We start from the raw sequence: 26,353 nt of genomic DNA, 5'->3' as shown, positions 1-26,353 counted from the left end.
GCGCTTCACGAGTCTATTTCTTTTCACAACTGCTGTTGGCTGCCCAAGGGGATCGAACGCAACGTAATAATCTATGTAGACAGCGTCAACATTCGGATCTAAAAACTGTTTGAGCTCTTTGAACTTTACCTGGTCATTCACCTACAGCCAGTCATCTGCATCCAGCCAAAAAATATAATCCTTGGTAGCGATAATTGAAATAAAAAGTTATTCAAAACGAGAACTTTAATGGTATGTTATTACAAGATATAAAAAATTGGTTAGAGGAGGGAATTATGAAAACTTTTTCAAAGAGGCTTTCTTATTTACTCGTTGCAGCCTTATTCATCCTGCTTTGCGTTTCCCCGTTTGCCCATGCAGAGGAGACTGGGGGAACAGGAGAACCAAATGCATCTACATCCATTATCAGAAATGTTAGCCCGCCTGACGGCACATTGCTTACCGAGGGCTTTACACTCATCAAATTTGCTTTAGGTATTCCGCTGGCAGATACGGGCGACATCATCATTATCGTTGATGGTCAGCCCATTGACCCGATTCAAATCGATTACATGCATGGCACGGTGATTACGTATGTCTCCGATTTGAAAGATGGCGCTCATTCCTTATTTATTCGTGTATTGGATCGTGAGATGAATCTATTGCAGGAGTACAATGGAAGCTTCAACGTCCAGCTTTCGATTTGGAAAGACAGCAGCATGAAAGCGGAGAATATCGATGTGACGTCACTTCGTTTAACCTGGACGCCCGCCGCTCAGAGCTTGGGTTATCGAATTTATGGCAATAGCCTGCTCATTGGGTCTGTGGATGGAAACACCACCTCATTGGATGCAACGGGTCTAATGCCAAAAACTGAATACAACTTCAAAGTGGAGGCGCAGCGTTCCGACGGCAGCTGGACGACGGATGGCCCTGTCGCTTCGGCGACAACATTGCCTCAGGATCGGGTAAGCCCGATTATCGAATCTGTGACTCCTGCTGATGGCGACTTATTAACGACGGCTTGGCCGAAAATCACGGCTCATGTGTATGATAAAGATTCCGGCATTAATCCAATCACGACTGGGATCGGAGTAAACAATAAGCTTGTACCGTCCAGCTATGACGAGTCAACCGGGACGCTGACCGCGGTTGCCCCCAGATTGCCAAGCGGCACTCATTCCCTCCTGGTCTATGCTAGAGATATGGACGGGAATGTTGTGCGGCATACCAGCAGTTTTACCGTGGATTATGAGGCGGGAGCACCGTTTCTAGAATGGAGCATCAAGCTTCGTGCCGCTCTTGAAGCAGGCGATCCGGCTGATCGTGAGGATGTACGAAGACTGAGCGCCGAGATTGCCGAACTGGACGAAATCGAAGACTTATCCTTGATTGACCCGATTTGGAACAAAATCAAGTTCAAGCTGCCTGCATCTGTTGATCAGGCCCAGTTGAAAAAGAAGCTGTTTGATATCATGCTGGCGATTGGTTCGCTCCCCTACAATGAGCAAGATACCGGGCTAGTAGAGATCTTGTCGGACCCCGAAGTGATGGTGGCACTGAATACGATTGCGGCGGCAGGCGGCGTAACGAACCTGACAACCGAAGATGTTCTGACGTTTGTTTTCGGGGATGGCAACAATTATAGAGGGATCGAAGGTCAAATCCTTTATTTTGTATCAAGATTGTCCCCGTTGGAACAGTTAGGACTACTAAGCGATAAACAGAAAATGATGGACGTCCTCATGGATGCCATCAATAATCAGCTGTTGCAAACAACCTATTATAAAATCAGCAAGATGCTGAGGAATTTAAACGTTCACACCTATGATGTTCAGCTGACTTTGCAAAATTTCCATCGCAGGCTAGAACATGACGTGCCGGCCATTCAGGCGATGAATATTGCTTATATCCGCTTAAAGGCGCAGGAATCAGTAAAGGTAGGCAATGGCGGCTATCAGCATAATTACAGCTTGAAGGTAGCTTCTTTAGACATTCCGCCTCAAGCGCTCCTATGGAAGAAGGTATCCGGAAGCCCTGATATCCGTGTAACGCCAGACGGGACCGTCTCCATTCCTGAAGGGACGTATAGCGCAACCGCAGTCATTCAAGCAGCGCTCGTCAATCCTTATAGCGGAAATAAAGTTATCTTCGAGAAAGAAGTAATCCTAATGCCTGACAAAGACACGGCCGTCATCCTCCAAAGCATAATGAATGCATTTGAAAGCGAGCTGGGCGAGGTGCAAAGTAAGCTTAACGCCGCGACCACGCACGTAGAGCAGACGCAGTTGATCATGGACATGATGAATACGGGGAAAGAGGCAATCAAGCAGATCAAATCGTTAAGGATATCCAAAGCAGCCATAACAGACGCCACTGAGAGGATCATAAATAATCTTGTACAAACAGCCAGTAGTTTACTGTATCTCTAAGCTGCTGCCCTCCTCTTTCTAAAATGGAATAGCAAAAGACCCCTGATTAGCTTCAGGGGATTTTTCGCTTTGTTTGTATGAATTCGATTTATCTCAACCCAAATTATCCAATAAACTCATACCGTGTTGCCATATTTTCAGCCGAAATGTCCCCTGCCGTTTTATCCCGGTAGCCTCTTCTCGTGATTGTTAAGCTATAGTGTCCCGTTAGTTTAATCTATATCATCAATTTTCTCTCCTTCTTCATCTATCTGAACGGTCCCTCCTCCGAATTGCCACCCTTTACTTTCGATGAACTTGATAAATGCATCCAGGAATTTGTCATGCCCTAAATCTCCATCATCAGCATAAACACAGCCTTGAATTCGAACACCTAATGGCTTTTTCATCAATTCATCCCCCTTCTTTATTGTTAATTTGCAATCAACTCTCGTTGCTCGTTAGCTTAACTCAATACGCTTTTGTAGCTGAGAGAAGGTAACCCTCAGCTTCAAAGTAACGGAGGACTTTCTCAATATCAGCACTTTCGTAGCTTCTAACGATGATCATGTGTGGAATATGGAATCCTGGTGGGTCAATGTTCGGGCGTGAAAGGTTATTATGCAATCTTTCAGGTGTATATAAAATGCTCTACCGTTTGCTGCCGTCTTCAAAAGTTAAGGTGATCTCTATCCAGTTCCACTCGCCAGCAGAACCTTTAACCTCATCATCATATTTCCAGTTAAGTAATTTCACTTCATGCCCCCATTTTATTTCCGATGAAATAGCTCGATGAGCAGAGCAACGTAGCGCTTGCCCGTTAGCTCAATAACTCCCACTCACTTTTTTAGTAATTTTCGAATGACAAATGGGAAGAATAACCTCAAAACTTTCTGTGGAGGGCTAATGTTAAAATTCATTTTAGCCGCCTGTATATTGTTATTCAGTCAAACTACCCACGTATCGGCAACACCAAACGAAGACGAAGCTGTATGTAATGCAGTTATCGCAAGACTTCTAAGTCCGCAAATACAGGCCGAAGTAAAAAGATATTATGAAAAGATATTTGTTCATCCGCCGACTTACGCACCGTTTTATGGAACGCAAGTAACGTGTGAAGCAGCTTCAACGAACAAAACAACTTACTCCGTAACCGTCGTAGTCATGCCATTTGTCGGTGCTCATGTTTCCGTAGGTGTTGATGAGATTAAATTTCTTGTCGGTTTGAACGGTGAAGTCACGACCGTTAGCTACAAGCACGTCGAGGATCACAAGTTACCACCCCATTTACAGGACCTGTACCGTTAGTTGAAAAAGCAATTCCTTTTTCTGTATGTCTTTCCCCCACCAATCTACCCTTTAGCTTAATGAGGCTGCCGATTGATTTCGCGGCAGCTTCACTTTGTAGTTAATTGAACTAACGTTTCCCGTTAGTTGAACGAACAATTTCATTTATCTTTTCATTGAAAACTTTATTATAGAATTCACATTTCTCTGGAAGTCGATTTCTTAAGTAATCCCAAAACCATTTTTCATCAAATTCATCTGGTCTGTTAACAATCAAATCAGGTAAGTTATGAAAAACATCGGCAATATTGTTTATTTCAATCACATTATTCTTAGCCTGGACCCAAGATGCAGGATTCCACCATTTAATACGATGAGTATAAGAAGCGCTCCGAATATCTAGAAGAACACAATACAATAAATATACGTAGGCTCTTTCTTTGAAAGTCTCCGTCTTCAATCACTCCCCAACCGCGCGGCGACAGCTCCCTAGTTGTTGTGCTATCGTTTCCCGTTAGCGTAACGATTATCTATCAGGTACTTGTATAGTACGCTCTTCTAATGAGCCATCTGTAATCATTGCACTTTTGTATCTTAGAGTCCATACCGCTGATTTTTCATCATAATTCAATTCTTTGACAACAAGGATGTTAACACTTGAAATGTCTTTATTTGTAAGTGCTTTACGTATTATTTCGTCAGGAGAAAGTATTGCTTTTTCAGGTTTTTTTATTTCGGCAATCGTGACCTTCGCCGCCTTTCCCTGACCAGGGTAAGAAGTTGCCAATTCACCCTCAAACCATACATGAACGATTTCTCCTACTTTTACATCTGAAGGGATGTTTGAAACCCATACTGCGTCGTAGAACTCTTTCCTTGTTTGGTTTATTTCTTTACTGATGGAACTAACTACTAATGCTCTTTGATTTTCAATCTTCGTAACATAGCCAATAAATTCAGGTGAACTGGATTTATTAGTTTCGGATAAAGAGGGTTGCTGTGATTCAATTTTGGCGTTACAAGCACTAAGAAAAAGTGATGTAAACAAAAGGAATAACATAAAAACCTGTTTCATTTGGCAACCTCCTTGCTTTTTTACACAATCGACGTTGTAATCATTTGATATGTTGCTAGTGGTTAGCACTATCCTGCCCGTTAGTTTAATAAAAAGAGCAGGCTATCGTAGCGTCTGCTCCAAGGTGTGTTATTCAACTATCGTTTTCCGATAACGTCATATTTGCGAACTTCGCAAACACTTCAATATTTTACATATTCGTGAATCGAGTCGAGTAGAATGCAGGTCTACCATTTTGTAAGTTTGACCTGCAAGCCCTCACAGATCCGTACGTGCCCAATTAAGGCATACGGCTCTTCAAATCATCTTACTGAACAACGGCCTTAGCCTTGCGTTTCCCATAGATATTCACATAAATGCGAGGTTCCGGTAATGGGTTTCGTTTTAGGAATTGGTTGAAGCTCTCCCAATTGAAGCTTTGTTTCTGGCTTCTGCGATTTAACCATTTCATCAGCGCCTTTTCTATCTCTCTCTTGAATTTGACTAGATTCGGGTGATTATCCGTGATTCCATAATATCGGTAATGTCCGGTTAATTTCTTGCGAATCGTTGTCATCAAGATTTCCAGCTTTTCATGGCGATGCTGCTTCATCCAAGTCCCGAACGTCTTAACTTTATTCTTGTATTTCTTTGCGCTTGTTTTGCGCTTTACCCGGAAGGATGTCCTCTTGGCATTCTTGCTGCAATAATGAGTAAAACCTAGGAAGTCAAAAGTCGATGGTCTTCTTCCACCATTCCTCTTGTACCAATCTTCCGCATAGCTTCCAAAACGAATAATCTTCGTTTTCTCTTCCGCAATGCTCAGGTTGAACTCTTTTAACCGCTGGATCAGTGACTCATAGAACTCTTTCGCATCTGTCTCGTATTGAAAGCAGCAAACAAAATCATCAGCGTATCGCACCATGAATGCTTTCCCGCGGCTCTGCCTCTTTATCCTTTTCTCGAACCATAAATCGAGCACGTAGTGGAGATAAATGTTTGCGAGCAGTGGGGAAATAATCGATCCCTGCGGAGTTCCTTCCTCCGTCGGCTCTAGGCGCCCCTCTTCTTGAACTCCTGCTTTTAACATTCTGCGAATGAGGTGGAGGATATTCGGATCTCCGATGCGAAGTGTCAGAAACTTTAACAGCCACTCGTGATCTACGTGATTGAAGAAACCGGAGATGTCCGCATCCACGATGAATTGGATCGATTGTTTGTCAATGATCTGGTCCAACTGGATTAAGGCTCCATGACAACTTCGTTGCGGGCGAAACCCGTAGGAGCAGTCTAAGAAGTCTTGCTCATAGATCTGCTGCAGCAACTTATTTAACGCCGATTGCACGATTTTATCTTCATATGCCGCGATACCTAACGGTCGTTTGCTTTTCTCATCCTTTGGGATGTACGTTCGGCGCGCCGGTTGCGGTCGATATCCCTTCCGCTTGAGCCGCACTACCAGATCCTCGAGGTTTTCCTCCAGCTGCCCGGCATACTTCGCCTTGGTCACTTGATCCACCCCGGTGGCTTTGTTTGGATCCAGTTCTTCATGGCACTGTCTCAACAGTTCCTTATTCAGCAAGTGGTACATTGATGTGAATTGTTCATTGGGTTTTCTTTTCGCAATTTCAGCTATTCTTGCTAATTTTGTTTCCATGTGTTCGCCTACCCCTGTGTGTAGTTCATGTTTCCTTAGCCAGAGTGATAATTTGTAACTCCCTTCCAGTCACCCTTCGGGCAACTGTACTATGAAGTTATCCGACTTCCTATCGTGTCATCTGAACATCCTACCTTTCCGGGTTGTTTGTTCATACTGCGGTTCCTTTCCTAACAAGTACTCGTCTGCCACAGAACCGATAGGATCTCTCAAGATCCCATGTCATCATTGTCTAGCATGCCCTGCTCTCTGACCCCGGGAAAGGGATAAGCACCTCGCCTGTTGCGCTGCTTATCCTGTAGTCTTCCGAGAGTTTAAAATCCGTCGACCTTCCCATTTTTGCAGTTCTTTCGAGGCTCAATCACACGGCCTACTAGCTGACTGTCTACGCTTAAACCGTAAGGTTACCCTTAAAGCTCCAAGACTCGCTATTGGTGACTTGGCTAGAGTCTTTCCAAGCAGGATTTCCACCTGCTAAATGACATGACTTAACTTGACGCACTTAAACTAAACTGCCCGTTAGCTTAACAAGGCAAGTGAACTTTTTAGTGCTAGAAAAATTGTTACATAAAAATGCTCATAACGTAACAACATAAACATGAGGTGGTGAAGATGTCAAAATTATGCAAGGGTTATGTTATTAAAGTATTTATATTAATCGTTTTCTCAGTTTACTTAACTCCTTCTTATGCTCAAGGATTACAGAATCCCCAAATAAATGACTGCCAAGAGGTAAAAAAGCGGGCTAAAGAGTTGGAGAAGCGTTTGACTCAGCTTGAGCCTCCTTATCCGACTACAATCGTTAAAGCACCAGAGCAAGTTGAAGCCGATAAAAGTTATCCAATTGACACTCTTTCTATTCCTGCGGTAATGGATAAAGGAACAAGAATTCGCTTCAATATAATTAAAAATGAACCTAATTATGAAAGACCCATATATAAGGAACAATGGCATAGCACATATTGGGGAGGAAGATGGAGTTATGTGCCTGAGCGAATACATTACGCACTCCATCGGCTATTCACAACTTATGATATTGGAATTTCAGGCGAGTTAAATTTCAAACAAAACATTGGCATTGATTTCCCTATGTTTCAGAATAAAACTGACCTTGATTTGTATATTGTAGCTTTTCAAATAGCGGTTACAGATGTTTATACTAAGGGGAACCAAATAATTGTAGTGGGCAATCCTAAACGAAATGGTGTACAAGTTTTAACCATTAAAACTGGTGATTTACATCCTTCTGATTTAAAGAAATTATTACTTGTGCAATTAGCAACTCCAAACGGTGATGAACTTGATTATTCACTTATTGTTTACGAGCCACCAGATTTTTGGCTAAAACAAATACAAAAAGCAAAAGAACGAAAACGTTAAATGTACTTTTTACTAACACCTTTTGAATGGGCTGTAAATGTAACTAAACTGCCATTTAGTTCAATAGAAAAGAGGAGCTACTACAAAGGAAGCTCCTCCACTATCGTTACCCGTTAGCGTAACAGATGTATTCGAATCGTACGCTCGTTGTATCTCTCTTTTTATCTTGGAAACTGAATTTTTTAAAAAATCGTATCAATCAACCATAAACCTGTTGCGGCAATAAAAACTGAGTACACAAAAACACTGGCGTCGGTAAGAGAAAACAAATACAAAATAATCACTGCAAATATTAGATGTGAGGCTAACCCCATGAGCATGCCCAGCATTGTTTTTATTACCTTCATTTTTAAGATAATCATGTCTGTAATTAATGAACACGGTACTCCTATTATTAAGCAACCGATGAATGAGTACATAAAATAGATGGAAAACGGGGCATAAGCATGAAATAGCACAAGAATCAACGAAAGAATTACTGCTGTGATTATACTAGAAATTATTTTCCTACCAATATCAAATTTCGTTAAAATTATAACACCACCCTTTTTCACTTGAATGATAAATATAACTCGGTTACATCCAGTTACAAGGATTATAACCCTACTCCCTTCAAATTAAATAGTTCTAACAATTATAGTCCCCCTTCTATTCCACGCTCTACTGCCCGTTAGCTTAATAAAGAAATGGAGCAGCTGCCTCAGCAAACTACTCCTTGTTTGTTTAACTATCGTTACCCGTTAGCTTAACAAGTGATGTAGCTAAACGAGAAACCTTTGCTTTTTCAAAGTCTAATTTTCAAGTAGGTTGTTGCTGAAATTGTATTTCGCAGTTTCAAGCATATCTATAGGTGTCTAATAAAGTACCATCATATTTTTTGCTTCACCAAGTGGTAAAATTCACTTTTTCTTTTCAAGCAATTCTCTTACTATCCTGATCTCAAGCTTAATATCACTTATCTCTTTTCTTAATTCTTTACTTAGGTTAGACCTATCAATCGAGTATTTAATAATACTAGTTAAAATTAGGAAGACAATTCCCAGCATTACTAAAATCCAAACAACCCCCATTGGATTAAACATGCTCATATACATTCTCCTTTTGATTCATTTAGTTTTGTTAAACATAACTGCCCGTTAGCTCAACGAGGCTGCCGTTACATACCGGCAGCCTCGTCTTGGTGTTTATTTAACTATAGTTTCCCGTTACTTCAATGGAGTCCATGATGAATAATTTGATATCGAATTACCTCATTACCGAAGGTAAACCAAATTAGTAAAAGCCAGACTACAATACCTATTATCAAACTAAACAATTCAAAAAAACGGCTTTCCTTTTTCAACAATGGATACAGTACGATTAATAATGCTCCGAGTCCCAGAGTGAGTACAACAGTTAGCTGAGCTGCTAAAGTTTCGAAAACTAACGAATTCTCCCCTTCCCCTGCGAAACCAATTTCAACACAAAAACAGGAAAAAATAGGGTGTATTCAAAAACACTGCATAGAATCATTTTGTTCAACTATGCTGCTCGTTAGCTTAATATAGCACCTTCAGTCTAATACTTTATTTCTTTAATCGTATCATGATAAATAGGTGTTTAAAAACAAGCATGTTATTCAACATGCATGATCCTGTTCCGTGCAGGCAAGTCTGCTTCTAGTAGTTCAAACCCATGTTTGTGAGCATAGCAGCGAATTGCTACAGTTCGAGCCTCTCCAATAATGATAGCTTTTAATGAATGGTGTTTTGCGTAAATGATTAATCTCTCTAGAACTTTAGATCCAACACCACTTTGAGTGTTTGCGACCTTGATTTTCGCGATTGTCACGCTAGAACGGGTAATCTGGAGGTAAAGCTCTGCCTTCTCTTGAACTCCTCCAATTTGTATCCGTTCGCCATCGAAAGAATAGGATAATCGCTTCCTTGCATCCAGTTATAGAATCTGAACAATCTCGAGAAACTCTAAAATTTGTATGCCTTCTGACCGATAACTATGGAAGAAAGTAAATATCAGTTCAGATATTTTTTTCATACATTACCTGTCTTTATGATTTTAGCTTCAAAATCATTTCTTACGGTCTCGTTAATTTTCTTTTTTAGATGATTAGGCAGATGATTATAGCAGTACTTCATCTTTTCACGGTTCAAGTTAGGCACTTGACCGAGTAATTCCCACTCAGATGAGGTTATATGTATCCCACATTTGATGCATTGGTGAGTCATTTTAGCTAAGGATTGAACAGGCACTCCACCCGATTCAGTGCTTGGAAGCGGGCCCCCTTCTATCAAGTGCTTAAGTGCAGGGTTGCCAGCCCAATCTTTTAACTTATGTGGTGCTAGGTCTCTCCAGCCCATTTGGTAGCTGTCCATGGCTTCTAGAAATGCTTCATTAACTGCCTTATCAACAGCGGAAGCAATTTTGTGTGGTTCTTTTGATGGATCACCATCGATTGTTGAGAACCCATAACCATCTCGAAAATGAGGCTCTATGGTTATACGTACAATGGCTTTAACATATCTGCAGGGTGCATTTATTTCAAGATCTTTGATTTCACGGCTCCATTGACTGTTTGTCACGGATTCGAGTCGATCGGTGTACACCTGATTAGGAATATACGGTCTATGGTTATCCGAACGGAATTGAACGGTACCTTCAGGAAACCTTTCTTTAAGTTCAGTAACAATTTGGCGATACCTTTCATCCATCGTGCTTCCCCCTCTTTAATCGGCGTGTTTTTTAATCAGTTTGTCAAAGGCTTTGTATACGTTGAGTGCTAGTTCTACACGTTCTGGAAGATCGCGCAGTAGCTGCTGAAAGTACTCAATACCTGAATCCGTAACCTCATAATATCGGTTATACCGATTATCGCTGTCCCACCGGCTGGTAGCATGTCCTTTTTCAGCTAGATTCTTAAGTCGCTGCGCCAGATAAGAATCATTGACGCCAACGCCTCCGAGCTCCTCTATGATCACTTGATAGATTTGTTTTCCGTAACGCCGGCCCTTCTGCAGTTCAGTAAGTACAATGAAGTCGATAACCTGCTGTACCCTTACAATATGGCCAAGTGACATTTCTTTTTCTATGGGTTCTTGATTTCGCATTTTCTAACCACTCCTTCTCAATACAACGTTCTAGCCACAAGCCTATAAAGGCTGTATAGTATCCTGTAGCATCCCGCTCCCATCCACAATCAAAGAGGGAGGTATACCCTAATCATACCACAAACCACGTGAAAACAATATACGTGACAGCACGCAAGCCGCCTCTCGCTTCCCACCATACCCCTCTTTATCTCGTATCTAATCCTTTTCTACCACTCCCTTCTGCTCCACGTACCTAGATACGAATCTAGTTGCAGATTTCTTATCTTCTACTCTATTCGTATCTATTCTTTTGCTCTCCTCGGACCAAGTAGCAAGCAACAAGTCTTCCACTAAATCCGGATCAAGTAACAAGTTTTGTTTGTGGGGCGGGTTGGCCGCGCGCTGCGCGAAAACCGGGTCTGAAAGGTATTTGCCTTACTTCGAATGAATAGTCAACAATTATATGTGCTAGATACCGAATTTGTTGAAGGATAGGACAAGGGATTCATGAAAAGGAACTACATACGAATCACGCTGCAGATGACCTAACTGAATATAAATTCGAAGAAGCGGGATTACGGATTGGATCAACGGAGGCTGCCAGAAGTAGATATCGATGGAGGTTTCTGGGGCGAAGCGGGCAATCAACCGGAAAAAAGAAATGATAAAGACGGAAACGTAGCAGGCAGCACGAAGTAACTAACTGCTGGGTGAAACGCTTTTTAATTCGTGCAAACACGTATATGGTTATCACGTGTTTGATGTGGTTTTTACTCTTGTTCAAACGATAAATTGTGTCGTAATGTCGTACCGAGTTGTTGCTATTCTGCGGCTCGTTCATTTGTGAATCTGCTACCTCTGAAGTGCTAATACAGCCTTATCTTACCGTTATTCTTTAAACTAACTTTACTTAATTAATCTGTGAGCGGCACATGTTGTTTTTCCCTATCAATATACCACTATTCATATAGTATAAAAATTCCCGTTCAACACTTGCTGAAAGAGATGGGCTATAGAGGTATTCAAGCAGAAAGAGGTGCCTATATATGTCGATCGCAAAACATGTTAAACAAATGGTCGTAAAGGGTGTAGTATTCACTAAGAGGGTAGCGGAGCACAAACATTTCAAAAAAATTAAGAGTTATTCTTCAATTCTATGGTGGTTGTATCGAATTCTTAAGTATATATTGAATTTATAAAAAATTCATTTAGTCGTTCAAGGGAAATAAAGTACTAATCTGTCCCCGTAAATAGAAACAGCGGCAGCCATGGACAAGAAAATGTCCTAGACTACCGCTGTTTCGCTACTTAATAGCTTAGTGCAAAGATCGATTAAATTTCCTATCCTAATTGTAACTGCTGCTGTGCATTTCTCTGTTCTTCAAAAAACTTAAATGCTTCTTTTGCACGTTGATGATATACATCATTAATATCTAGTGGTCTAAGATTATTGAGCTCCCTCATTTGAGCTGTACGATCAATCTCTTCATAAAGACTCTTTAACATCATTCTTACGCTCTCATGCTCGGATTTAATTCCTTCTTTTATGCACTGGTCGTAGAAAAATACTTGTTTACTAATCCGTTTATTCAAATGGGTAATCGCAGTCTTTTGGTCAGTCTCATCTTCCGGATCATAAGCCCTTTTCGTATCTGCATAGTTTTCCTCAATGGCCCGAACAATGTATCCTGCTAGATTACTAACATCCATGTTTCTTTTTTTAGCGTAAACATATTTTACATTTTCACGTATATGCGGCTCGCCAAATTTCTTCACAAGATCCTTTGCCGTCTTCTTATTAATTTCGAAGCGAGCAAGCATTTCGATGGTGTCTTCTTTATCTATATATTCAGCATCATTAAGGGCTTCGCGCCCTCCCCGATGATTTGGATAGATGTGAAAGACGATGCCAACCACTTTAGGACCATTTTTAATTTCTTCGAAAGTAAATTTGATATCTGTCTTAGCTTCAAGCTCTACCTGGGCAGCGAGTAATATTCGGTTTTTAAGATGGCTGTACATTTTGTACTTACCTTCTTCTAGCTCCAACTTCTCCCTCAACTGCTCCATTGTAAAACGGCGTTTCCCGATCGGCAGATATTGTTTAAGCAGCTTGTACAGCTTTGAGGAGTAAAAACTCTTCAGATACAGTACATTCCATAATTTAAACTTAGTAAAATTCTGCTGCAGCTGTAACAGATACGGACGTAACATTTCTGAAAATTCCAACTCAATAAGACCACGTCCATGATAATACCTTGCAGCTGCCAACCAGTGAGCCGATAACGTCGAGTTCATGCTTTTCTCTTCAATGATAACTTTCTTATCCTGAAGTCCCTCTATGATGTCTCTCACACGTTTATAAAAATTTTTCTCAGTCAGATCAAGCTTTTCAGCGATGTCCGCCACTTTAAAAATATGTGTTTTAAATTTCGTATCATCTGGGTGGATCCTTGAAGCCAATATGTAAATTAAACGTTCTTCATATAGTGTTAAATTGGTCCTGGCTTCGATTAATGCATTTGATTCAGACACAATGTAATGGTCTGATATAGCGTCGAGTTGAAAGTTAAACTCCATTTGCTTGTCCTCACTCATTACATCATCTCCTTCTTCTTCTATATATAATGATTGTATTGCACCCTGCGCTCTTTATCCACTCCCTTTTATGTGGCATTTTTTAGTAGTATAAACCTACGCTTTGCATAGCACGCGGCTACAAGTGCCACATCTACGGGAGTAAAATATGCGGTTTGAGCTTTAAAACATCGTTATTTTATTAAATGCCACACAAAAGGGAGTATTTTTGCCTGCATAATCGGTTGTTTTATACGATTCACTCCTCTTTATGTGGCACTTAGGCTAAAGAATTCGCTAAATGCCACACAAAAGGGAGTATTAACTGCTATTATCCACAAGTAGCATCTTTATAACACTAACCTTTACAGATATTAGGCGAGATGGCGCTTTTCCCACTACTAATGCCACATCTACGGGAGTAAACTGTATAAATAGTATGCACCTCATCGACAAATTTCCAACATTTAGAGTTAAACTGCCACACAAAAGGGAGTATTATGACGATATATCCCCAATTTTCTTATCTTCAGCACCACTAATAAATAGTTTACTCCCGTGCATGTGGCAGTTTAACTCCTTTCTTTGTGGCATTAGGCTCCCTTCCCTGTGGCAGCACGTTACCCTTCCCTGTGGCAGTTTACTCCTGTTAATGTGGCACTCTACTCCCTTAGGTGTGGCAATAACCACTAATGATCCTATGAATCTAGTAGGTTCTGCGCTTTCTAAAACAATAAACATATATAAACATAAGAACATTAAACCAATAAAAATATATATATAAATCATACGTACAAAAAAAACCTTAAGAATACCCTTAAGGTTATATATGATGATATTCTTTTCTATAGTACTAATGTTCACAATAAACTATAAAAGTTCCTAACTCTTATTATTAATCAATTACGATCGACTCATAATTTAACAGTTTTTTATAATGCTCGCTATTCAATATTATTTCAATGTTTCTGTTACTATCTACAGAATGATCCTCTGATACTTTATTTTCAAAGTTTGTCATCCTCACTACTTCATATAATTTTAAAATTGCTGCCTCATCAATTTTAAAATTATATGATTTCGCAAATTGAATATTATCAACTGTTATATTTTCATTTGTAACAAATGAAAATATAAATCCGTCATTAACACGCTTTAAATGTAATAACTCCCCTGGTGTCATAACGGATTCTATTTTAGTCTCCTTAATGCTACAACTTGTAAGTAGAACTATGAAAAATGTTACAAATAACATCAACAACCAATCTTTTTTCAAACTAAAGCTCCCTTCAACTATCTGTATATGTAATCTCTAAATTCAAGCAAATTTCTACGATTCCAAACCAGTCTTCCAATCCTGGCCAACTAGTACTTTACCTTATAACCATTCGGATTTAACAAAAATCTTTTTCGATGGCACTTATCGATCCATAACTTCCATCGTTAACTTGTGGAATTAATTCAAATACAGTACATACAGCATTACTCCAATCATCGTACACATTCAGACGTTTTACCTTTTCTTCAAGTAATTGAAGAGCTTCTGTGAAGTTTGAAACTTGTACAATGGGTAACCATTTCCCTTCACTCTTAAAATAAAAAAGTGATAAAGGGTCAGAGTTTCGTCGAACTGCGTAACACAATATTCAAAGCTACTTCACAGTAGAAGCACCATTCATTTAAGTGGCATACGCATGCACTGCTCAAATCGTTATCCTCCCATGTATTTCTGTATTCAATCTGGGCTACCGTCAGTACAGTACAAACGTCCAATCCCGATGCGTCATCCGAACATAATCTACATAGTACTTTTATTGGGAGGTGAATGTTTGATGGGTAACGGAATTGGTTCTATTCTGGTATTATTCATTTTGTTGGTGATTATAGTGTGCAGTACTGGTATCTTTAACGGCAATAACGTCGGTGGCGTCAGCAACGGTAAATGCTACTAAATAAAAATTGTGCAGACTGTCAAGAACTCATTTAAATAGAATCATCTTAAAAAGGCCCATTATATGGGTCTTTTGGGTTTCAATAACCTTACACATGCTCTTCCGTATTCAATACTTAACACATGAATTAGACAGATGAATATTTGTTTTTGGGATGGGTAACCATATACTCGTTCTAAAATAAAAATACGAGGAGTAAATGAAAAATGAAAAAGTTATGCTCGTTTCTAATCGCTTTTTCAATCCTGTCGTCTGCAATGTCTATTCCTGTATTTGCAGAGAAATCAGAGAAAACTAATCAATCGGATAATATGACTTTGGACAACAACCGAATGATTAACAACGGAACAGATATGAACACTAACAATTACAGAACTAATGCCGCAACTGATGATAATGACATGGATTGGGGCTGGTTAGGTTTACTTGGGTTGGCAGGCCTAATTGGGTTAAAAAGTCGCGACCGGGAACGTACTTAATCAAAAAACTGTTAAAAACGAAATAAGGAGTGAATTAATTGGGAATTTTAAGTGGTAATCCTAAAGACGAACCAATGCACTATGGAGAGATTTTTAGTGTATGGCAAGCTTCCGCTGTAGCTAAAGGCGCCGTATCTTGCTACCAAGCATACTTAAATCATTCCGGTGACAAAGAATTAAAAAAGATACTTGAAGCTCTAATTGATCAAGCTAAGTTGGAGATAAAAGAATGTGATACTTTGCTTACCGATAACGGCATCGCTTCTGCGCCTTTAATGCCTGAAAGGCCACCAGTAAAACTCGAAGATATTCCAGTAGGTGCAAGATTTACTGACCCTGAAATAGCAGCTAAAATTGCATGTGACACATCACTAGGAATTGTTGCTTGCAGCCAAGTTATGGGCCTATCAGTTAGAGAGGATATTGGTGCTTTGTTTGCTAAATACCACCTCACTAATACAGCATTAGGCTTAAAAATACTCCAGTTGAGCAAGGAAAAGGGTTGGCTTATCCCACCACCACTTCAAGTAAAGCGACCTGAGACTGTTAACGCATAATTATTAAATTAATCCTGCCCCTTGGGCAGGATTTTATTTCCTCCTTTGTTTATGTCTCAATATGGGTCTACTATGCAATTTCCATATCCATTTTGATACTTGATTGATAAACCACCTTACAAAAGGAAGTCCTATTAATAACCAAAAATAATCGGTATACCTATAATCAACCTATTCATTTTGATAGCTAGCAATTTTACTTATTAACTGCACTAAACATTAAAGATGCAAACGTAATTGCTGCAATTAATAAAATAAATAAAAGGACATAATTCTTTCATTTTGTTCGAAAAATGTAAGAAATAAAATCGCGAAACTCGGGCATTCACGCTTCCCCTGTTAAGCGTGTCGTACAATTCTCCACGGGACAAGGTGACTGAAGTACCTTGGTTCATACTGCCAAAATATACGGTAACTTGTCACGGAGTAAGAGATAATTTTTTATAATCCCAAGATCAACCTCTTCGCTCTTAAGCGAGTCTACAATCTGCTTGAAACTAGATGCAGTGATTATCCCGCTTACAAACGACTCCTGATTGTTAATAGCTACATCAGAGATATAGCGATAAATTCGGTGTCGATCCGACGTCAGAAATCCGAGTTTTCCATCGTGATTAATGATGTTAATTCCCGTTAGTACAGGTAATTTTTCATCACCTAAAGCGAAACGCGAAGCAACAGCTCCCTTACGCAACACTTCTATCGGGATTTTGATCATTTCGGACTGTTCTAGCTTAGGCAACTGAGGATACTCCTCCGAATTCAGTACTTTGAGATTCGCTTTACCTCTTGTTGCATAGCTGATTTGATTTTTCCTCGAATTTTTTTCTTCAACATGCATCATTATTCCTTCCAGTTTTTGGACGAAAAAAAGTCACGGAGAATTAAAATAAAACCTACCTATGGCATGTTTTATTAATTCTCCGTGGCTAATCAAGCGCCTATTTTTATTGTCTGTATCCAGACATGCTCCCTCACTAGCCGAATAGATGACGGCAGTGAGAATTTGAAAGTGTTTCGTAATAATTCTATTATAGAAGATTTTTACAGGTTCTTTCAAATATTGAATAGGTAGCTCAATACCAAAACACTATTCATCATTAAGACCACTCGTAGCGAATAGCGAATTAATGATTTACTGTGTGTAGCCCATGTAGTTTATCGCTCCACTTCCCCCAGTTATCTAAGAGCATGACGGGACCATAGGTGGTAGCACCAGATAGACTCATATACAGTAACCACGTCTCTCCATCTTTTTCCCCGCGGTAATCTAGCGGTTGAGTGAGGTAATGGGAACGAATCATAATTGGCCGTACACTAACATCAATTTGTTTGTCTTCATGCTCTTTGTTTTCCTTTTTAGTTGCTTCAATTCCATAAAACACGTCCATGATTTGATTCGTTTTATTATTAATCAAACAGTAATTATACATTATCTAATGCCCCTCTCTTTTTTTATAGCGCCAGCTTCAAGCAGATTCTTACTGTTTGATTTCGTAAGAAATTAAAGCAATATATCGGATCATTCTTTCTTCTTCGGTAAGTGGCTATAGTAAAGCTACTTCACGAAGTAGACGAATGTAGTCTCCTAGCAAGACTTCACCATCAAAAGAATAAGACGAAACGTCAACTTCTTCAAATTGATCATTAATAGGGACTTTAACGATTTTTGCATATCCATCTTCTGTCATCAATTCATGCTCACCGCAGGTTCTCTGCTCAGATAAATAGCTATAGATTTCTTTTTCTACGGTATTTACAAGGATTTGAAGATCAAAGTGTGGAATCGTACGTTTTGCTATCCCTTTATCAATGATTTGAAAAACAAAAAGACAACGTTTGGTTGTAACATTCATTGTATTACCTCCTGTAACGGACTCCTTTCAACGCGGGAGGCCGTTTATCAATCGCCCCGCGTCAAGCTAAAGAGGACATACTTTATGGCACTAAGCACGTCCTTTATTTCTACCTGTTCGATTTATTCAATCCCCTATAATATAGTTACCAACTACAACGGCTCTAGAAATATATTTAATGCCATTAAATATGGTTTTTTATGCTAGTAATGAAGTCAATTGCGGAATATATCCGTTATCTGTCAAATCATCGATTCCCTTGCCCAGTGATAGATCCCACATTGCAAGGCTGAGTGACATATCCGTATTTTCAGCAAAAAACTCAGCACATAACTCCAGCGCATTCGCTACTTCTGGGATTTTCACACTATCAGCATCAAATGCTAGAACAACGTGCTTACATCCTAATTTCTTCAGCGGCTCAAGAATCAAAGGATACGCTCCCACTCCTGGTAAACCAAAAAAGGGTTTGAGCATTGCATCAGCACCTTTATCTGCCTTCATAGGTCCCTCTGTCACCCATACTTCAGAACAATCAATTACGGATGATCCTAGTTCTCCAACGTTCCAGTAAGGTAAGCATGGGCTTGGTAGTGCAAAATGATAAGGTAGAGGGCTGCCAATTGATGCACCACTATCCTTAGATCCACTGCTCCACCACCAATAACGCTGACCTTGCTTTAGTTCAACACTAAAAACAAATTGGCCAGAGGCAGATTGACTCACTTGTTTATCTTGTTCAGTCAGATTAACTTCAATTGGATTACCTTGAATAAATAACTTGCATTTAGCACGCCGTTTACCATTCTCATCACAATTAAGTTCCTGAATGATTTCTCCTTTTATTGCTCCCTTCAAGACTAATTCTAGTGGAGGTTTGTCCACTCGAATTTGCCATCCATTGATCTCATTTGTAATCGTGCGAAAAGGAATCATTAGTCCCGATGCACCAGCCATTGTCCAGTAAGGGCCATACTCACTCTCAAGGGAGAAAAAACCTGGAACACCTGACAGATCACTTGTATCGCTTAACCGGTTTGCAACCTTTGTAGCGACTTTGAAGCGATATTGATTCGGCATTGTCCGATACTGCCGCTTCTGAATGACTTCATCAGTTAAAAGACGCGCGTTTCGTAAATGTTCCGCATGTTGAGTGGATAAAGAGATTTCTTGTATCAGAGCTCGATAGACGCGATTGAGATGAAAATCTGTTTTTTTTTCAACCACATGTGTGTGAATAATCTCAATTTTTGTCTTTGGTACATTGTCAGGATCGAGATAATGTATAAACTGACGTCCCATAGGGGAATCAAAATATTTATCAGCTGGCACTCTCATGCAGTGAACGATGGTTTGCTCATGATTAATAGCACACCATCCCATTTTTCCGCATATTGGACACTGAGATCGTATCTCGTACCAACTCGGCTGTTTCGGTATTTTACGTAGCTTCATGCCGGTACCTCTTCTCTTATTAATTTTATTATTTTATTGTCGCCAGTATTAGGAATTGCGTATCTTTCAGATCATCATGCTCTCCCGCCAAGAGAGATTTGGTGTGCGAATAAAGATCATTCCAATTGATTTCTTTCTGCCATATCGTCATTTATTACCACCAACTTTCTATATTATTCGACAAAAAAGGAGATCCATTTCTTTATGAAATGGATCTCCTTGGTCATAACAGACAAAAAAAAGGACACACGTATAGTGTATGTCCTTATAACGTCCATTACATTTACCTACTTTGCCTTGCGGCATTCCCACTCTCCGCTAATTCAAAATGAGCAGCGAAGAAAATTAGTTTATATCATATAATACATGCATTATACCATTGGTAGATCCGGTGGTAAAGCCCGTCAGTTCATAAAACAGGGTAAAAAAAAAGTATCCCCAAGAGAAGAATTTCTTCTACTAGTGGGGGCACTTAGTGCGTGCAATATTTGGTTTGGCATGATTTTACCATAAGTCAGCACTCTGTAGCAAGCAACAGAATCCGATAAATACTTCCATAATTCTCTTTACCATAAAAAATTAGTATGATATATTCGTAGTGCGTGCAGCATCGGGTGAGGTCTATCCATTTTAAAAATGGAAGATGATCTACCCTTTGTTTAGTTGCGCACAATTATAAGTTGTGTGCTTTTTGTTTATTCTACTTAACTGGATATATAGAGAAGCTTCAACAACAATAAATAATAGTGTAATTCAAAAAAAAAGCCCCTATCATGTGAACATTTATTGTCTGCGGCCGCCAAGCGTGAACAATAAATGCTAGAGGAATAGGGACTTTACTTAGAAAGTTTTGTGAGTTCATTTTATCACAAATTTTTCAAAAAGTGAAGTCTCTACTCTTCTTTAATGTTGCCTATTACATGGGGATCAACAAAAGGAGAGTTTTTTTATGTTAGACAAAAATCTAAAAGGATCTCATCATAAACTTTCTTATTATCGTTACCGTGCAACGGGTGCTGAAGAATCAAGAGTACGAACTGTCAATAACACAGAACAGGCTTACAAGAAAAAAGAGCTAGAAAAAATCTATATTCCGGAAGAAGAAGTAAAGCGTTTTTCGTTAGACAAACACGGACAACCCATCCCCTTCGTTGACGGGCATATGACGATCATTAGTAACTATGTCTTTGACTACTGGGGTCATTTTCTATCGGCTGAGGGTGTAGCTCTATACGGTCATTTAAAACGATACTGTTATGGAGAAAAGGACTTTTGTTGGCCAGACTTGAATTTGATATCACAAAAAATGAGTAAGAGTCGTAATACGGTGAAGAAGATTCTTGGTAATCTTGAACGGTATGGTTTTGTGCTTGTATTCAATGTCCAAAATGCAGATAAAAATAATATGGAGGAAAGTCCGCTTTTTAAGATACGAAAAAAGGTCCCCTTCCTCCCTATGGAACTATATGAGCAACTTCCAATGGAATTAAAATTGGATCATGATCGGTACATGTTGTCTATAGTTGAGCAATTTGACCAAATCCTCAACTTGGAGCCTTCGATTGATTATGGTGAAGTTTACGAGAATGTTCTTGATAAAGGAACGGTGGTACGAAAAATCAAGACACCACTCGAGCTAGATAAGGATTTATCAAATAAAGTGAAAGTGTTAGAGAAGGAGATTTCGGAGGCCGACCGGACCACTTGGAGTAAAGCTCTGGCATTAATGAAACTTAGATTATCTCCTCCTTCTTTTGATACCTGGCTAAAAGATTCATTTTGTATTAAGCGTGCTTCAACCTATACAATATACGGGGCTAGCAATTTTGTCTCCGACTGGATTAAAAACCGATTTGATCTTCTCATTAGAGAATCGTTGGAACAGGTAGATCTCACTTTTGATACGATCGAATATGATTATATTAGCTATCAGCGTAATTAGAGTGGAACATAATGTTCCACTCAGACTGAAGAGAAACCCACGTTTTTCAAAAACGTTGGGTTTCTCTTTTGTTCTTTATGACTGTTCTGGGAGAGCAGGAGGATGAAGCTATGGAAAAACAATTGGATTTAGGGGACTTGCGGCAACATCTCCAGGTTTTAGTCCTGGAAACCATCTTTCTATTTCACTTTTTCGTGCATTGCTATCCTGTTCAGAAATAGTCAGCCCATCCGCAAAATAGATTATCGTCATCACCTCACGCATGCGATCCGTTGGATTGTTTGGAGCGCTGTGAAGGGTCCATCCAGCGTGGAAAGTAGCATCTCCAGCAGCCATAGCACCATAGTTTACCTGCTCTATACCTTTACCCTCAATGTAGCTCTTGAAGGTGCGGTGCGATTCATCCGTAATACCCTGCTTCGAGATATAGCCATTATGATGGGTAGCGGAAGCAAAGGTCATCGACCCGACTTCCTCCGAAATTGGAACCAAAGTTGTACCGAAAACGAAGAGAGACCATTGAGCGAAGCTTCGCGGATGCTAAACAGCTCCACGGGTTTCGCTATTGCCGTTTGCGGGGTTTGAACAACGTTATGGAACAAGCGTTGATGACCGCTGCGGTACAAAACATGAAGAAGATAGCCCTCCATTTAGAAAGGAGGGGATAAGAGGGTTAAGAACCTATTTTGACTCCCACTTATGCTCAAAAAACAAAAGAGAAACCCGACGTTTTGAAAAAACGTGGGTTTTTCTACAATCTGAGTGGAACATAATGTTCCACTTTTTTATAGCATAATCCGCCTCTCGATTTTTGAGAAGCGGCCTATAAAAATTAGAGAAGCGGCATATCAATTATTGAGTGGCTGCCTATAAAATATTGATAGGCGCTGCTTCTCAATATTTTATAGGCGAGTTATTCACAAAATTATCGCCTCTCAATTATTGAGAGGCTGACTCTCAAAAAAATATAGACGGTTTCGTTTCTCAAAGTTTGAAAGACCCTAACTCAAATATTGAGATAGTCTCTATCAGACTCTGAGTGACCCTGATTCAAAATTGAATAGACCTTATCTCAGAATTTGAGAAGAAATAATACAATCTATTAATAACTAAAAAGAATGAGAAATAAAAAGATAATTAAGAAGACAAAAAAGTGCGGCTAATTAATAGCCGCACTAACCATCATCGTCTTATTATATTGATTAAGTAATTCATCCAACTCCATAGATTTAAGTAATCAAAATATGCTTTGCTGCCCTGATTGCAGAAGCGTTGTTCGATTTCGTGCAGGCACAAAGAAACCTCACTTTTTCCATTATCAAAAGGAATGCGACAATTTGAATCCGTTTAGTGAGCCTGAGTCCCCTACCCACCGTGCGGGAAAGTTTTTGCTATACACCTGGCCAACAAGGAGATGCCCCCGACGTTTCAGAGGTCATCTCCTTGTTGGCTAAGCCCAAGGCTGTTTCTTTTAAACTGTCCACAAATAGGGTCATAATTCAACTCAACTGGCTTCTTTTTAAGCGTCTATTATTTTTCACGCTTCTTTGATAGTTCTTTTAATGTAGCTTCTCTCTTGAGTTTATTATCTTTAAAAATTTGTTCTTGGCTTTTAAAAATGACTTTCTGTGGTTTTCTAATAAAATCGACTATCTTCTTCTTTGTCATACGTACTAAGCCCCCGATCAGGAGATACTAGTAGCATTCTCGGTAAATCTATTAGATTTTAATCATTTGATCTAAAATTAAGAGAATAAAAAAACCTCTTGGCTATGAGCCAAGAGGTTTATATCGACGTTATTCTGATTTTGTAGGAATTCGTATTTCAATAGTTGCTGCAATTTCACCATGTGCACTTCTAATCTCTTGGAGAGAGCGAAGCATGCGCTCGCGTCTAGCATGGTTGGAAGATGTGATCTCTCTTTGTGATAAAAACTCAACCTTTTTCGGTTTTTGTACCGGCTGTTGACTCAACATCGAGTATCATCTCCTCTCCTAAGATAGTAGTTTTTTGTAAGACAAGGCAAAATGCATGGACAAGCCGATACACTTCTCTCACCTCAATAATATCATTACCAAAGGCTAGAAACAATGCTTTGTCATTAGAATCGTCGAAATGAAAATTCCAGATCCAATGTTTATTGTTCATCATTTCCATAGAATAAGAGATGACAGTTCGTCCTGGATACGGATTATTATATTTTGGACCATCCTTAGGATGCATGGCCACATCAACAGAAGCGTATACAGCTGCGTTCTCCTCCGTTAAATCGATATGTTTTGGACTTACACCCGAAGTACCTTTATCTGTTATCTTGTAGAGAACGTCTTCTCGAACTTCATAAATAGTATATGCGCTCACAAAATCCAGCTCTTGAAAGTTCATACAATTATTTACGAGACGATATAATGATTTATTCGTTTCTTTAATCAAATCAATCAGGTAACCAATAGCTTTTTCTTGTTTATTAATCTCTTTGAGTAGAAAGGTAATCTCTGCCTGTAAACCGTCATTGGAGCTCTGCAAGGAGTCCGATTGCCCTTTCACATAATCAATAGCAGCTCGTAACTCCGTGGCATTCTGAGAGTTCATTACTGTGTTAAGGAAGTCATATAAGCCCCCGAAATTAGCATTATGACTTTGGATGAAAGGAGCCCATATTTGATACTCTGCTGGACGCTTGGCCTTTAAAGCGCCAATATGGAAGCTAGGACTGGCAATGGAAAGCATGGTACCCGTATAACGGATAACGATGATCCAATAAATGAGAAATAAGATTCCAATTGCGAGCAAAATGATCAACCATATCGGTAAAATATCGAACACACCTAAGATTACAGGAATAGAGGGACCGACTAACGGCAATGCAATCCATGGTATTTTTAACATTGGACTAATTGATTTAAAAGTGGCCATAAACACTTTAACGGGAGCTGTCCAAGCCACTCTTCTCCAATCGTTCGGATCTTGATTTCTCATTTTAAGAATTATAGGATCAAAAGAATCTTTTATCTCTCCGAGAAAACTATGATAGTTTGTTTTTATCTCATCATGCATGAGTTATTTCACATCCCACTTCGTATGATTTTTATTGAGATAGTTTATCTCCTATGCTATGAATAAGAGCTGCTTATTATGTAATCACTGTCTTATTTCATAGGTTCTATTGATTTACATGAATTCTGATTTGAAAGTGGAATACATGCATTCTCTATCTCTAAATCTATGTATTTATAATTTGAAGCGGGTTTGCTGTGATCAAACCTTATATAAAGAATACTGTTTGGTCGATTCTATCATCTCCTCCTAATGAATAAAAGTGTCCCGTTAGTTGAGAACGGCCATCCAGCAAAGTAGACAGGCCATGGCTTACTTAAGCTTCACTTTTCTATACGTTATTGTGGCCAACATTATTAGAATACTCATGACAAAAGCAATGATAGTAACAGCGATACCTTCGAAAAATGATTCTGCAGTCAATCCGACGTTCGTGAAAAAGACTAGCAGAAACCATAAGATCAATCCAACAATATAAAACAATAAATTAAAGAAAATTCCTACTAATGCAGCACTAGTGCTGGTCTTCTGTTGAACAAAAATCCTATTAGTAATACGCGATCCGAGATAAAATGGAATCACTATGTACAGAAGATAAATCCAGAGAACAACAGTGTCTAATTCCATCTAAAGAACCCCTTGAAATAGATTTTTTAACTCTTCTTCATAAAAGTATTCGTTAAGGAATGTGCAATTACTGCAGAAGGTTATCACGCCATCCTGCCCGTTAGCGGAATAGCGAAGAAAAGCTGACTGTTCACACAGTCAGCTTTTTGTTGTATTCAACTCTTATCTCTCGATAGTTCAACAAATAATACTTCATTCCTCTATTACAAGATCCTTCTCTTCACACCATTCAATAACTAATTCCTTTACCTTTTTTTCTTTGAATTCATACCATTGTTTTTCGACGTCATGTTCTCTGATCCCGTCTTTAAATCTTCTAAATGCCCCTCTTCCTTGAATAGCTCCAAACAATTCTTCTCGAACCTCTTCTTCGCTTAATGTCCCGATAAATTCTTCTACTATTTCATACTCATGGTACTCGTTTCTTAATGTGAAATCGAGGTAAAACTCGTCTTCATCCTCTATAATTTTTATTTCTTGTTCAATGTTCTCTCTTTGCCAGTCTGGATAGTTTTCAAGTGGCTCTTCATCTTCTGCCGCTCTCATCTCTTCTCTCGATAATGTTATAACTTCTCCTGTCTGGGTGTTTATATATGTAACGGTCTCATCCATTTGAATTTCAATTTCATTAATTAGATCATCTAATTTTACCGCTGCTTTTTTCTTCATTTCATACCTGTCCTTTCATTGATATCCCTTCTACAATACAGTTTATTCAAAATACCTGAATAAATCAAAGAGGAGCTGCTTTAGAAAATGCAACTCCTCCTCAACTATTGTGTCCCGTTAGCTTAACATGATGTGCTTGTAAATCCGTATTACCTCGCTCTATATAATTACTTTTTCATTGTCTGTATTGCGTTACTAAGCCTTCCTTCTACTCCTTCAATACCATTAATACGCATATAAATCAGTAATAAATTTTTAGCTTCATAAAAGCTGGGTGAGAACACTGTATTCACCGAGGCTGTTTGATTTTTAACTTCTTCTAGCCCT

Annotated in this window: 25 protein-coding genes and 1 pseudogene; 8 read left to right on the top strand and 18 right to left on the bottom strand. The window is 39.2% G+C overall.

Annotated features, from left to right (window positions below; translation table 11 throughout):
* Positions 1-275 precede the first annotated feature (275 nt).
* The gene (locus AC0YN6_RS27655; protein ID WP_475751095.1) at positions 276-2,411 is read left to right on the top strand and encodes a fibronectin type III domain-containing protein; all 2,136 of its coding nucleotides are present in this window, start codon (positions 276-278) and stop codon (positions 2,409-2,411) included.
* A gap of 212 nt (positions 2,412-2,623) precedes the next feature.
* Here the strand turns inward: AC0YN6_RS27655 and AC0YN6_RS27650 are convergent, their stop codons facing one another.
* The gene (locus AC0YN6_RS27650) at positions 2,624-2,800 is read right to left on the bottom strand and encodes a hypothetical protein (RefSeq protein ID WP_475751094.1); all 177 of its coding nucleotides are present in this window, start codon (positions 2,798-2,800) and stop codon (positions 2,624-2,626) included.
* 496 nt (positions 2,801-3,296) lie between these two features.
* On the opposite strand from AC0YN6_RS27650, the gene AC0YN6_RS27645 reads away from it, so the two are divergent.
* The gene (locus AC0YN6_RS27645; protein ID WP_475751092.1) at positions 3,297-3,698 is read left to right on the top strand and encodes a DUF3888 domain-containing protein; all 402 of its coding nucleotides are present in this window, start codon (positions 3,297-3,299) and stop codon (positions 3,696-3,698) included.
* Positions 3,699-3,807: 109 nt separating this feature from the next.
* Here AC0YN6_RS27645 and AC0YN6_RS27640 read toward each other — a convergent pair whose 3' ends face one another.
* The 3 genes from AC0YN6_RS27640 to ltrA form a co-directional block, all read right to left on the bottom strand.
* The gene (locus AC0YN6_RS27640; RefSeq protein ID WP_475751090.1) at positions 3,808-4,137 is read right to left on the bottom strand and encodes a hypothetical protein; all 330 of its coding nucleotides are present in this window, start codon (positions 4,135-4,137) and stop codon (positions 3,808-3,810) included.
* Positions 4,138-4,203: 66 nt separating this feature from the next.
* The gene (locus tag AC0YN6_RS27635) at positions 4,204-4,752 is read right to left on the bottom strand and encodes a DUF3221 domain-containing protein (protein WP_475751089.1); all 549 of its coding nucleotides are present in this window, start codon (positions 4,750-4,752) and stop codon (positions 4,204-4,206) included.
* Between the two features lie 307 nt (positions 4,753-5,059).
* Positions 5,060-6,388 carry a group II intron reverse transcriptase/maturase gene (ltrA, locus tag AC0YN6_RS27630; RefSeq protein WP_475751087.1) on the bottom strand — a complete coding sequence of 443 codons (1,329 nt, stop codon included), beginning with the start codon at positions 6,386-6,388 and terminating at the stop codon, positions 5,060-5,062.
* A 612-nt stretch (positions 6,389-7,000) separates the two neighbouring features.
* Between ltrA and AC0YN6_RS27625 the strand changes: the two genes are divergently transcribed.
* The gene (locus AC0YN6_RS27625) at positions 7,001-7,768 is read left to right on the top strand and encodes a hypothetical protein (protein ID WP_475751085.1); all 768 of its coding nucleotides are present in this window, start codon (positions 7,001-7,003) and stop codon (positions 7,766-7,768) included.
* An 899-nt stretch (positions 7,769-8,667) separates the two neighbouring features.
* Here the strand turns inward: AC0YN6_RS27625 and AC0YN6_RS27620 are convergent.
* The 5 genes from AC0YN6_RS27620 to AC0YN6_RS27600 all read right to left on the bottom strand — a co-directional run bounded on the left by AC0YN6_RS27620 (position 8,668) and on the right by AC0YN6_RS27600 (position 14,707).
* Positions 8,668-8,856: a hypothetical protein gene (locus AC0YN6_RS27620; protein ID WP_475751083.1), complete on the bottom strand. Its 189-nt coding sequence runs from the start codon at positions 8,854-8,856 to the stop codon at positions 8,668-8,670.
* Between the two features lie 942 nt (positions 8,857-9,798).
* A complete protein-coding gene (locus AC0YN6_RS27615; RefSeq protein ID WP_475751081.1) occupies positions 9,799-10,476 on the bottom strand; it encodes a hypothetical protein in 678 nt (225 codons plus the stop codon).
* Between the two features lie 15 nt (positions 10,477-10,491).
* On the bottom strand, positions 10,492-10,872 hold the full coding sequence (locus AC0YN6_RS27610; protein ID WP_475751080.1) for a PadR family transcriptional regulator: 381 nt from the start codon (positions 10,870-10,872) through the stop codon (positions 10,492-10,494).
* A gap of 1,323 nt (positions 10,873-12,195) precedes the next feature.
* Positions 12,196-13,452, bottom strand: coding sequence for a replication initiation protein (locus tag AC0YN6_RS27605; RefSeq protein WP_475751078.1), 1,257 nt, complete (start codon positions 13,450-13,452; stop codon positions 12,196-12,198).
* An 874-nt stretch (positions 13,453-14,326) separates the two neighbouring features.
* On the bottom strand, positions 14,327-14,707 hold the full coding sequence (locus AC0YN6_RS27600; RefSeq protein ID WP_475751076.1) for a hypothetical protein: 381 nt from the start codon (positions 14,705-14,707) through the stop codon (positions 14,327-14,329).
* A gap of 882 nt (positions 14,708-15,589) precedes the next feature.
* Between AC0YN6_RS27600 and AC0YN6_RS27595 the strand changes: the two genes are divergently transcribed.
* Together AC0YN6_RS27595 and AC0YN6_RS27590 are read left to right on the top strand one after the other, a co-directional pair.
* The gene (locus AC0YN6_RS27595) at positions 15,590-15,862 is read left to right on the top strand and encodes a WGxxGxxG family protein (RefSeq protein ID WP_475751074.1); all 273 of its coding nucleotides are present in this window, start codon (positions 15,590-15,592) and stop codon (positions 15,860-15,862) included.
* A 38-nt stretch (positions 15,863-15,900) separates the two neighbouring features.
* Positions 15,901-16,419 (top strand): DUF3231 family protein, encoded by a 519-nt coding sequence (locus AC0YN6_RS27590; RefSeq protein WP_475751072.1) that lies wholly within the window; start codon positions 15,901-15,903, stop codon positions 16,417-16,419.
* 391 nt (positions 16,420-16,810) lie between these two features.
* Here the strand turns inward: AC0YN6_RS27590 and AC0YN6_RS27585 are convergent, their stop codons facing one another.
* The 5 genes from AC0YN6_RS27585 to AC0YN6_RS27565 all read right to left on the bottom strand — a co-directional run bounded on the left by AC0YN6_RS27585 (position 16,811) and on the right by AC0YN6_RS27565 (position 19,881).
* Positions 16,811-17,263 carry a hypothetical protein gene (locus AC0YN6_RS27585; RefSeq protein ID WP_475751070.1) on the bottom strand — a complete coding sequence of 151 codons (453 nt, stop codon included), beginning with the start codon at positions 17,261-17,263 and terminating at the stop codon, positions 16,811-16,813.
* Between the two features lie 283 nt (positions 17,264-17,546).
* Complete coding sequence (locus AC0YN6_RS27580; RefSeq protein WP_475751069.1) at positions 17,547-17,852, bottom strand: hypothetical protein; 306 nt, start codon at positions 17,850-17,852, stop codon at positions 17,547-17,549.
* A 114-nt stretch (positions 17,853-17,966) separates the two neighbouring features.
* Positions 17,967-18,275 (bottom strand): hypothetical protein, encoded by a 309-nt coding sequence (locus AC0YN6_RS27575; RefSeq protein WP_475751067.1) that lies wholly within the window; start codon positions 18,273-18,275, stop codon positions 17,967-17,969.
* Positions 18,276-18,473: 198 nt separating this feature from the next.
* Complete coding sequence (locus AC0YN6_RS27570) at positions 18,474-19,730, bottom strand: toprim domain-containing protein (protein ID WP_475751065.1); 1,257 nt, start codon at positions 19,728-19,730, stop codon at positions 18,474-18,476.
* 28 nt (positions 19,731-19,758) lie between these two features.
* The gene (locus tag AC0YN6_RS27565; RefSeq protein ID WP_475751063.1) at positions 19,759-19,881 is read right to left on the bottom strand and encodes a hypothetical protein; all 123 of its coding nucleotides are present in this window, start codon (positions 19,879-19,881) and stop codon (positions 19,759-19,761) included.
* Positions 19,882-20,679: 798 nt separating this feature from the next.
* Between AC0YN6_RS27565 and AC0YN6_RS27560 the strand changes: the two genes are divergently transcribed.
* Positions 20,680-21,672 (top strand): helix-turn-helix domain-containing protein, encoded by a 993-nt coding sequence (locus AC0YN6_RS27560; protein WP_475751061.1) that lies wholly within the window; start codon positions 20,680-20,682, stop codon positions 21,670-21,672.
* Positions 21,673-21,780: 108 nt separating this feature from the next.
* Here the strand turns inward: AC0YN6_RS27560 and AC0YN6_RS27555 are convergent, their stop codons facing one another.
* Positions 21,781-22,134 (bottom strand): hypothetical protein, encoded by a 354-nt coding sequence (locus tag AC0YN6_RS27555; protein WP_475751060.1) that lies wholly within the window; start codon positions 22,132-22,134, stop codon positions 21,781-21,783.
* 32 nt (positions 22,135-22,166) lie between these two features.
* Between AC0YN6_RS27555 and AC0YN6_RS27550 the strand changes: the two are divergent.
* Positions 22,167-22,340, top strand: a pseudogene (locus AC0YN6_RS27550) (transposase); the annotation flags it as partial.
* A gap of 555 nt (positions 22,341-22,895) precedes the next feature.
* Entirely contained in the window at positions 22,896-23,126 is a 231-nt protein-coding gene (locus AC0YN6_RS27545) for a competence protein CoiA family protein (RefSeq protein ID WP_475751146.1), read from the top strand.
* A gap of 76 nt (positions 23,127-23,202) precedes the next feature.
* Here the strand turns inward: AC0YN6_RS27545 and AC0YN6_RS27540 are convergent, their stop codons facing one another.
* From AC0YN6_RS27540 to AC0YN6_RS27530, 3 genes are all read right to left on the bottom strand, one after another.
* A complete protein-coding gene (locus AC0YN6_RS27540) occupies positions 23,203-23,340 on the bottom strand; it encodes a hypothetical protein (protein WP_475751059.1) in 138 nt (45 codons plus the stop codon).
* Between the two features lie 268 nt (positions 23,341-23,608).
* Positions 23,609-24,730 carry a hypothetical protein gene (locus AC0YN6_RS27535; protein WP_475751057.1) on the bottom strand — a complete coding sequence of 374 codons (1,122 nt, stop codon included), beginning with the start codon at positions 24,728-24,730 and terminating at the stop codon, positions 23,609-23,611.
* An 819-nt stretch (positions 24,731-25,549) separates the two neighbouring features.
* Complete coding sequence (locus tag AC0YN6_RS27530) at positions 25,550-26,026, bottom strand: UPF0158 family protein (protein WP_475751056.1); 477 nt, start codon at positions 26,024-26,026, stop codon at positions 25,550-25,552.
* Positions 26,027-26,353: the final 327 nt, after the last annotated feature.

This window comes from Paenibacillus sp. J22P15, from assembly GCF_056269345.1.
The sequence above is the reverse complement of the archived record's forward strand: the minus strand, read 5'-3'. Positions and strand labels throughout refer to the sequence as shown.

Excerpts from the sequence above, each read along its gene's own strand:
- AC0YN6_RS27655 (WP_475751095.1), top strand. The coding sequence starts at position 276 with ATGAAAACTTTTTCAAAGAGGCTTTCTTATTTACTCGTTGCAGCCTTA.
- AC0YN6_RS27650 (WP_475751094.1), bottom strand. The coding sequence starts at position 2,800 with ATGAAAAAGCCATTAGGTGTTCGAATTCAAGGCTGTGTTTATGCTGAT.
- AC0YN6_RS27645 (WP_475751092.1), top strand. The coding sequence starts at position 3,297 with ATGTTAAAATTCATTTTAGCCGCCTGTATATTGTTATTCAGTCAAACT.
- AC0YN6_RS27635 (WP_475751089.1), bottom strand. The coding sequence starts at position 4,752 with ATGAAACAGGTTTTTATGTTATTCCTTTTGTTTACATCACTTTTTCTT.
- ltrA (WP_475751087.1), bottom strand. The coding sequence starts at position 6,388 with ATGGAAACAAAATTAGCAAGAATAGCTGAAATTGCGAAAAGAAAACCC.
- AC0YN6_RS27625 (WP_475751085.1), top strand. The coding sequence starts at position 7,001 with ATGTCAAAATTATGCAAGGGTTATGTTATTAAAGTATTTATATTAATC.
- AC0YN6_RS27620 (WP_475751083.1), bottom strand. The coding sequence starts at position 8,856 with ATGAGCATGTTTAATCCAATGGGGGTTGTTTGGATTTTAGTAATGCTG.
- AC0YN6_RS27615 (WP_475751081.1), bottom strand. The coding sequence starts at position 10,476 with ATGGATGAAAGGTATCGCCAAATTGTTACTGAACTTAAAGAAAGGTTT.
- AC0YN6_RS27610 (WP_475751080.1), bottom strand. The coding sequence starts at position 10,872 with ATGCGAAATCAAGAACCCATAGAAAAAGAAATGTCACTTGGCCATATT.
- AC0YN6_RS27605 (WP_475751078.1), bottom strand. The coding sequence starts at position 13,452 with ATGAGTGAGGACAAGCAAATGGAGTTTAACTTTCAACTCGACGCTATA.
- AC0YN6_RS27595 (WP_475751074.1), top strand. The coding sequence starts at position 15,590 with ATGAAAAAGTTATGCTCGTTTCTAATCGCTTTTTCAATCCTGTCGTCT.
- AC0YN6_RS27585 (WP_475751070.1), bottom strand. The coding sequence starts at position 17,263 with ATGATGCATGTTGAAGAAAAAAATTCGAGGAAAAATCAAATCAGCTAT.
- AC0YN6_RS27580 (WP_475751069.1), bottom strand. The coding sequence starts at position 17,852 with ATGTATAATTACTGTTTGATTAATAATAAAACGAATCAAATCATGGAC.
- AC0YN6_RS27575 (WP_475751067.1), bottom strand. The coding sequence starts at position 18,275 with ATGAATGTTACAACCAAACGTTGTCTTTTTGTTTTTCAAATCATTGAT.
- AC0YN6_RS27570 (WP_475751065.1), bottom strand. The coding sequence starts at position 19,730 with ATGAAGCTACGTAAAATACCGAAACAGCCGAGTTGGTACGAGATACGA.
- AC0YN6_RS27565 (WP_475751063.1), bottom strand. The coding sequence starts at position 19,881 with ATGACGATATGGCAGAAAGAAATCAATTGGAATGATCTTTATTCGCAC.
- AC0YN6_RS27560 (WP_475751061.1), top strand. The coding sequence starts at position 20,680 with ATGTTAGACAAAAATCTAAAAGGATCTCATCATAAACTTTCTTATTAT.
- AC0YN6_RS27555 (WP_475751060.1), bottom strand. The coding sequence starts at position 22,134 with ATGACCTTTGCTTCCGCTACCCATCATAATGGCTATATCTCGAAGCAG.
- AC0YN6_RS27540 (WP_475751059.1), bottom strand. The coding sequence starts at position 23,340 with ATGACAAAGAAGAAGATAGTCGATTTTATTAGAAAACCACAGAAAGTC.
- AC0YN6_RS27535 (WP_475751057.1), bottom strand. The coding sequence starts at position 24,730 with ATGCATGATGAGATAAAAACAAACTATCATAGTTTTCTCGGAGAGATA.
- AC0YN6_RS27530 (WP_475751056.1), bottom strand. The coding sequence starts at position 26,026 with ATGAAGAAAAAAGCAGCGGTAAAATTAGATGATCTAATTAATGAAATT.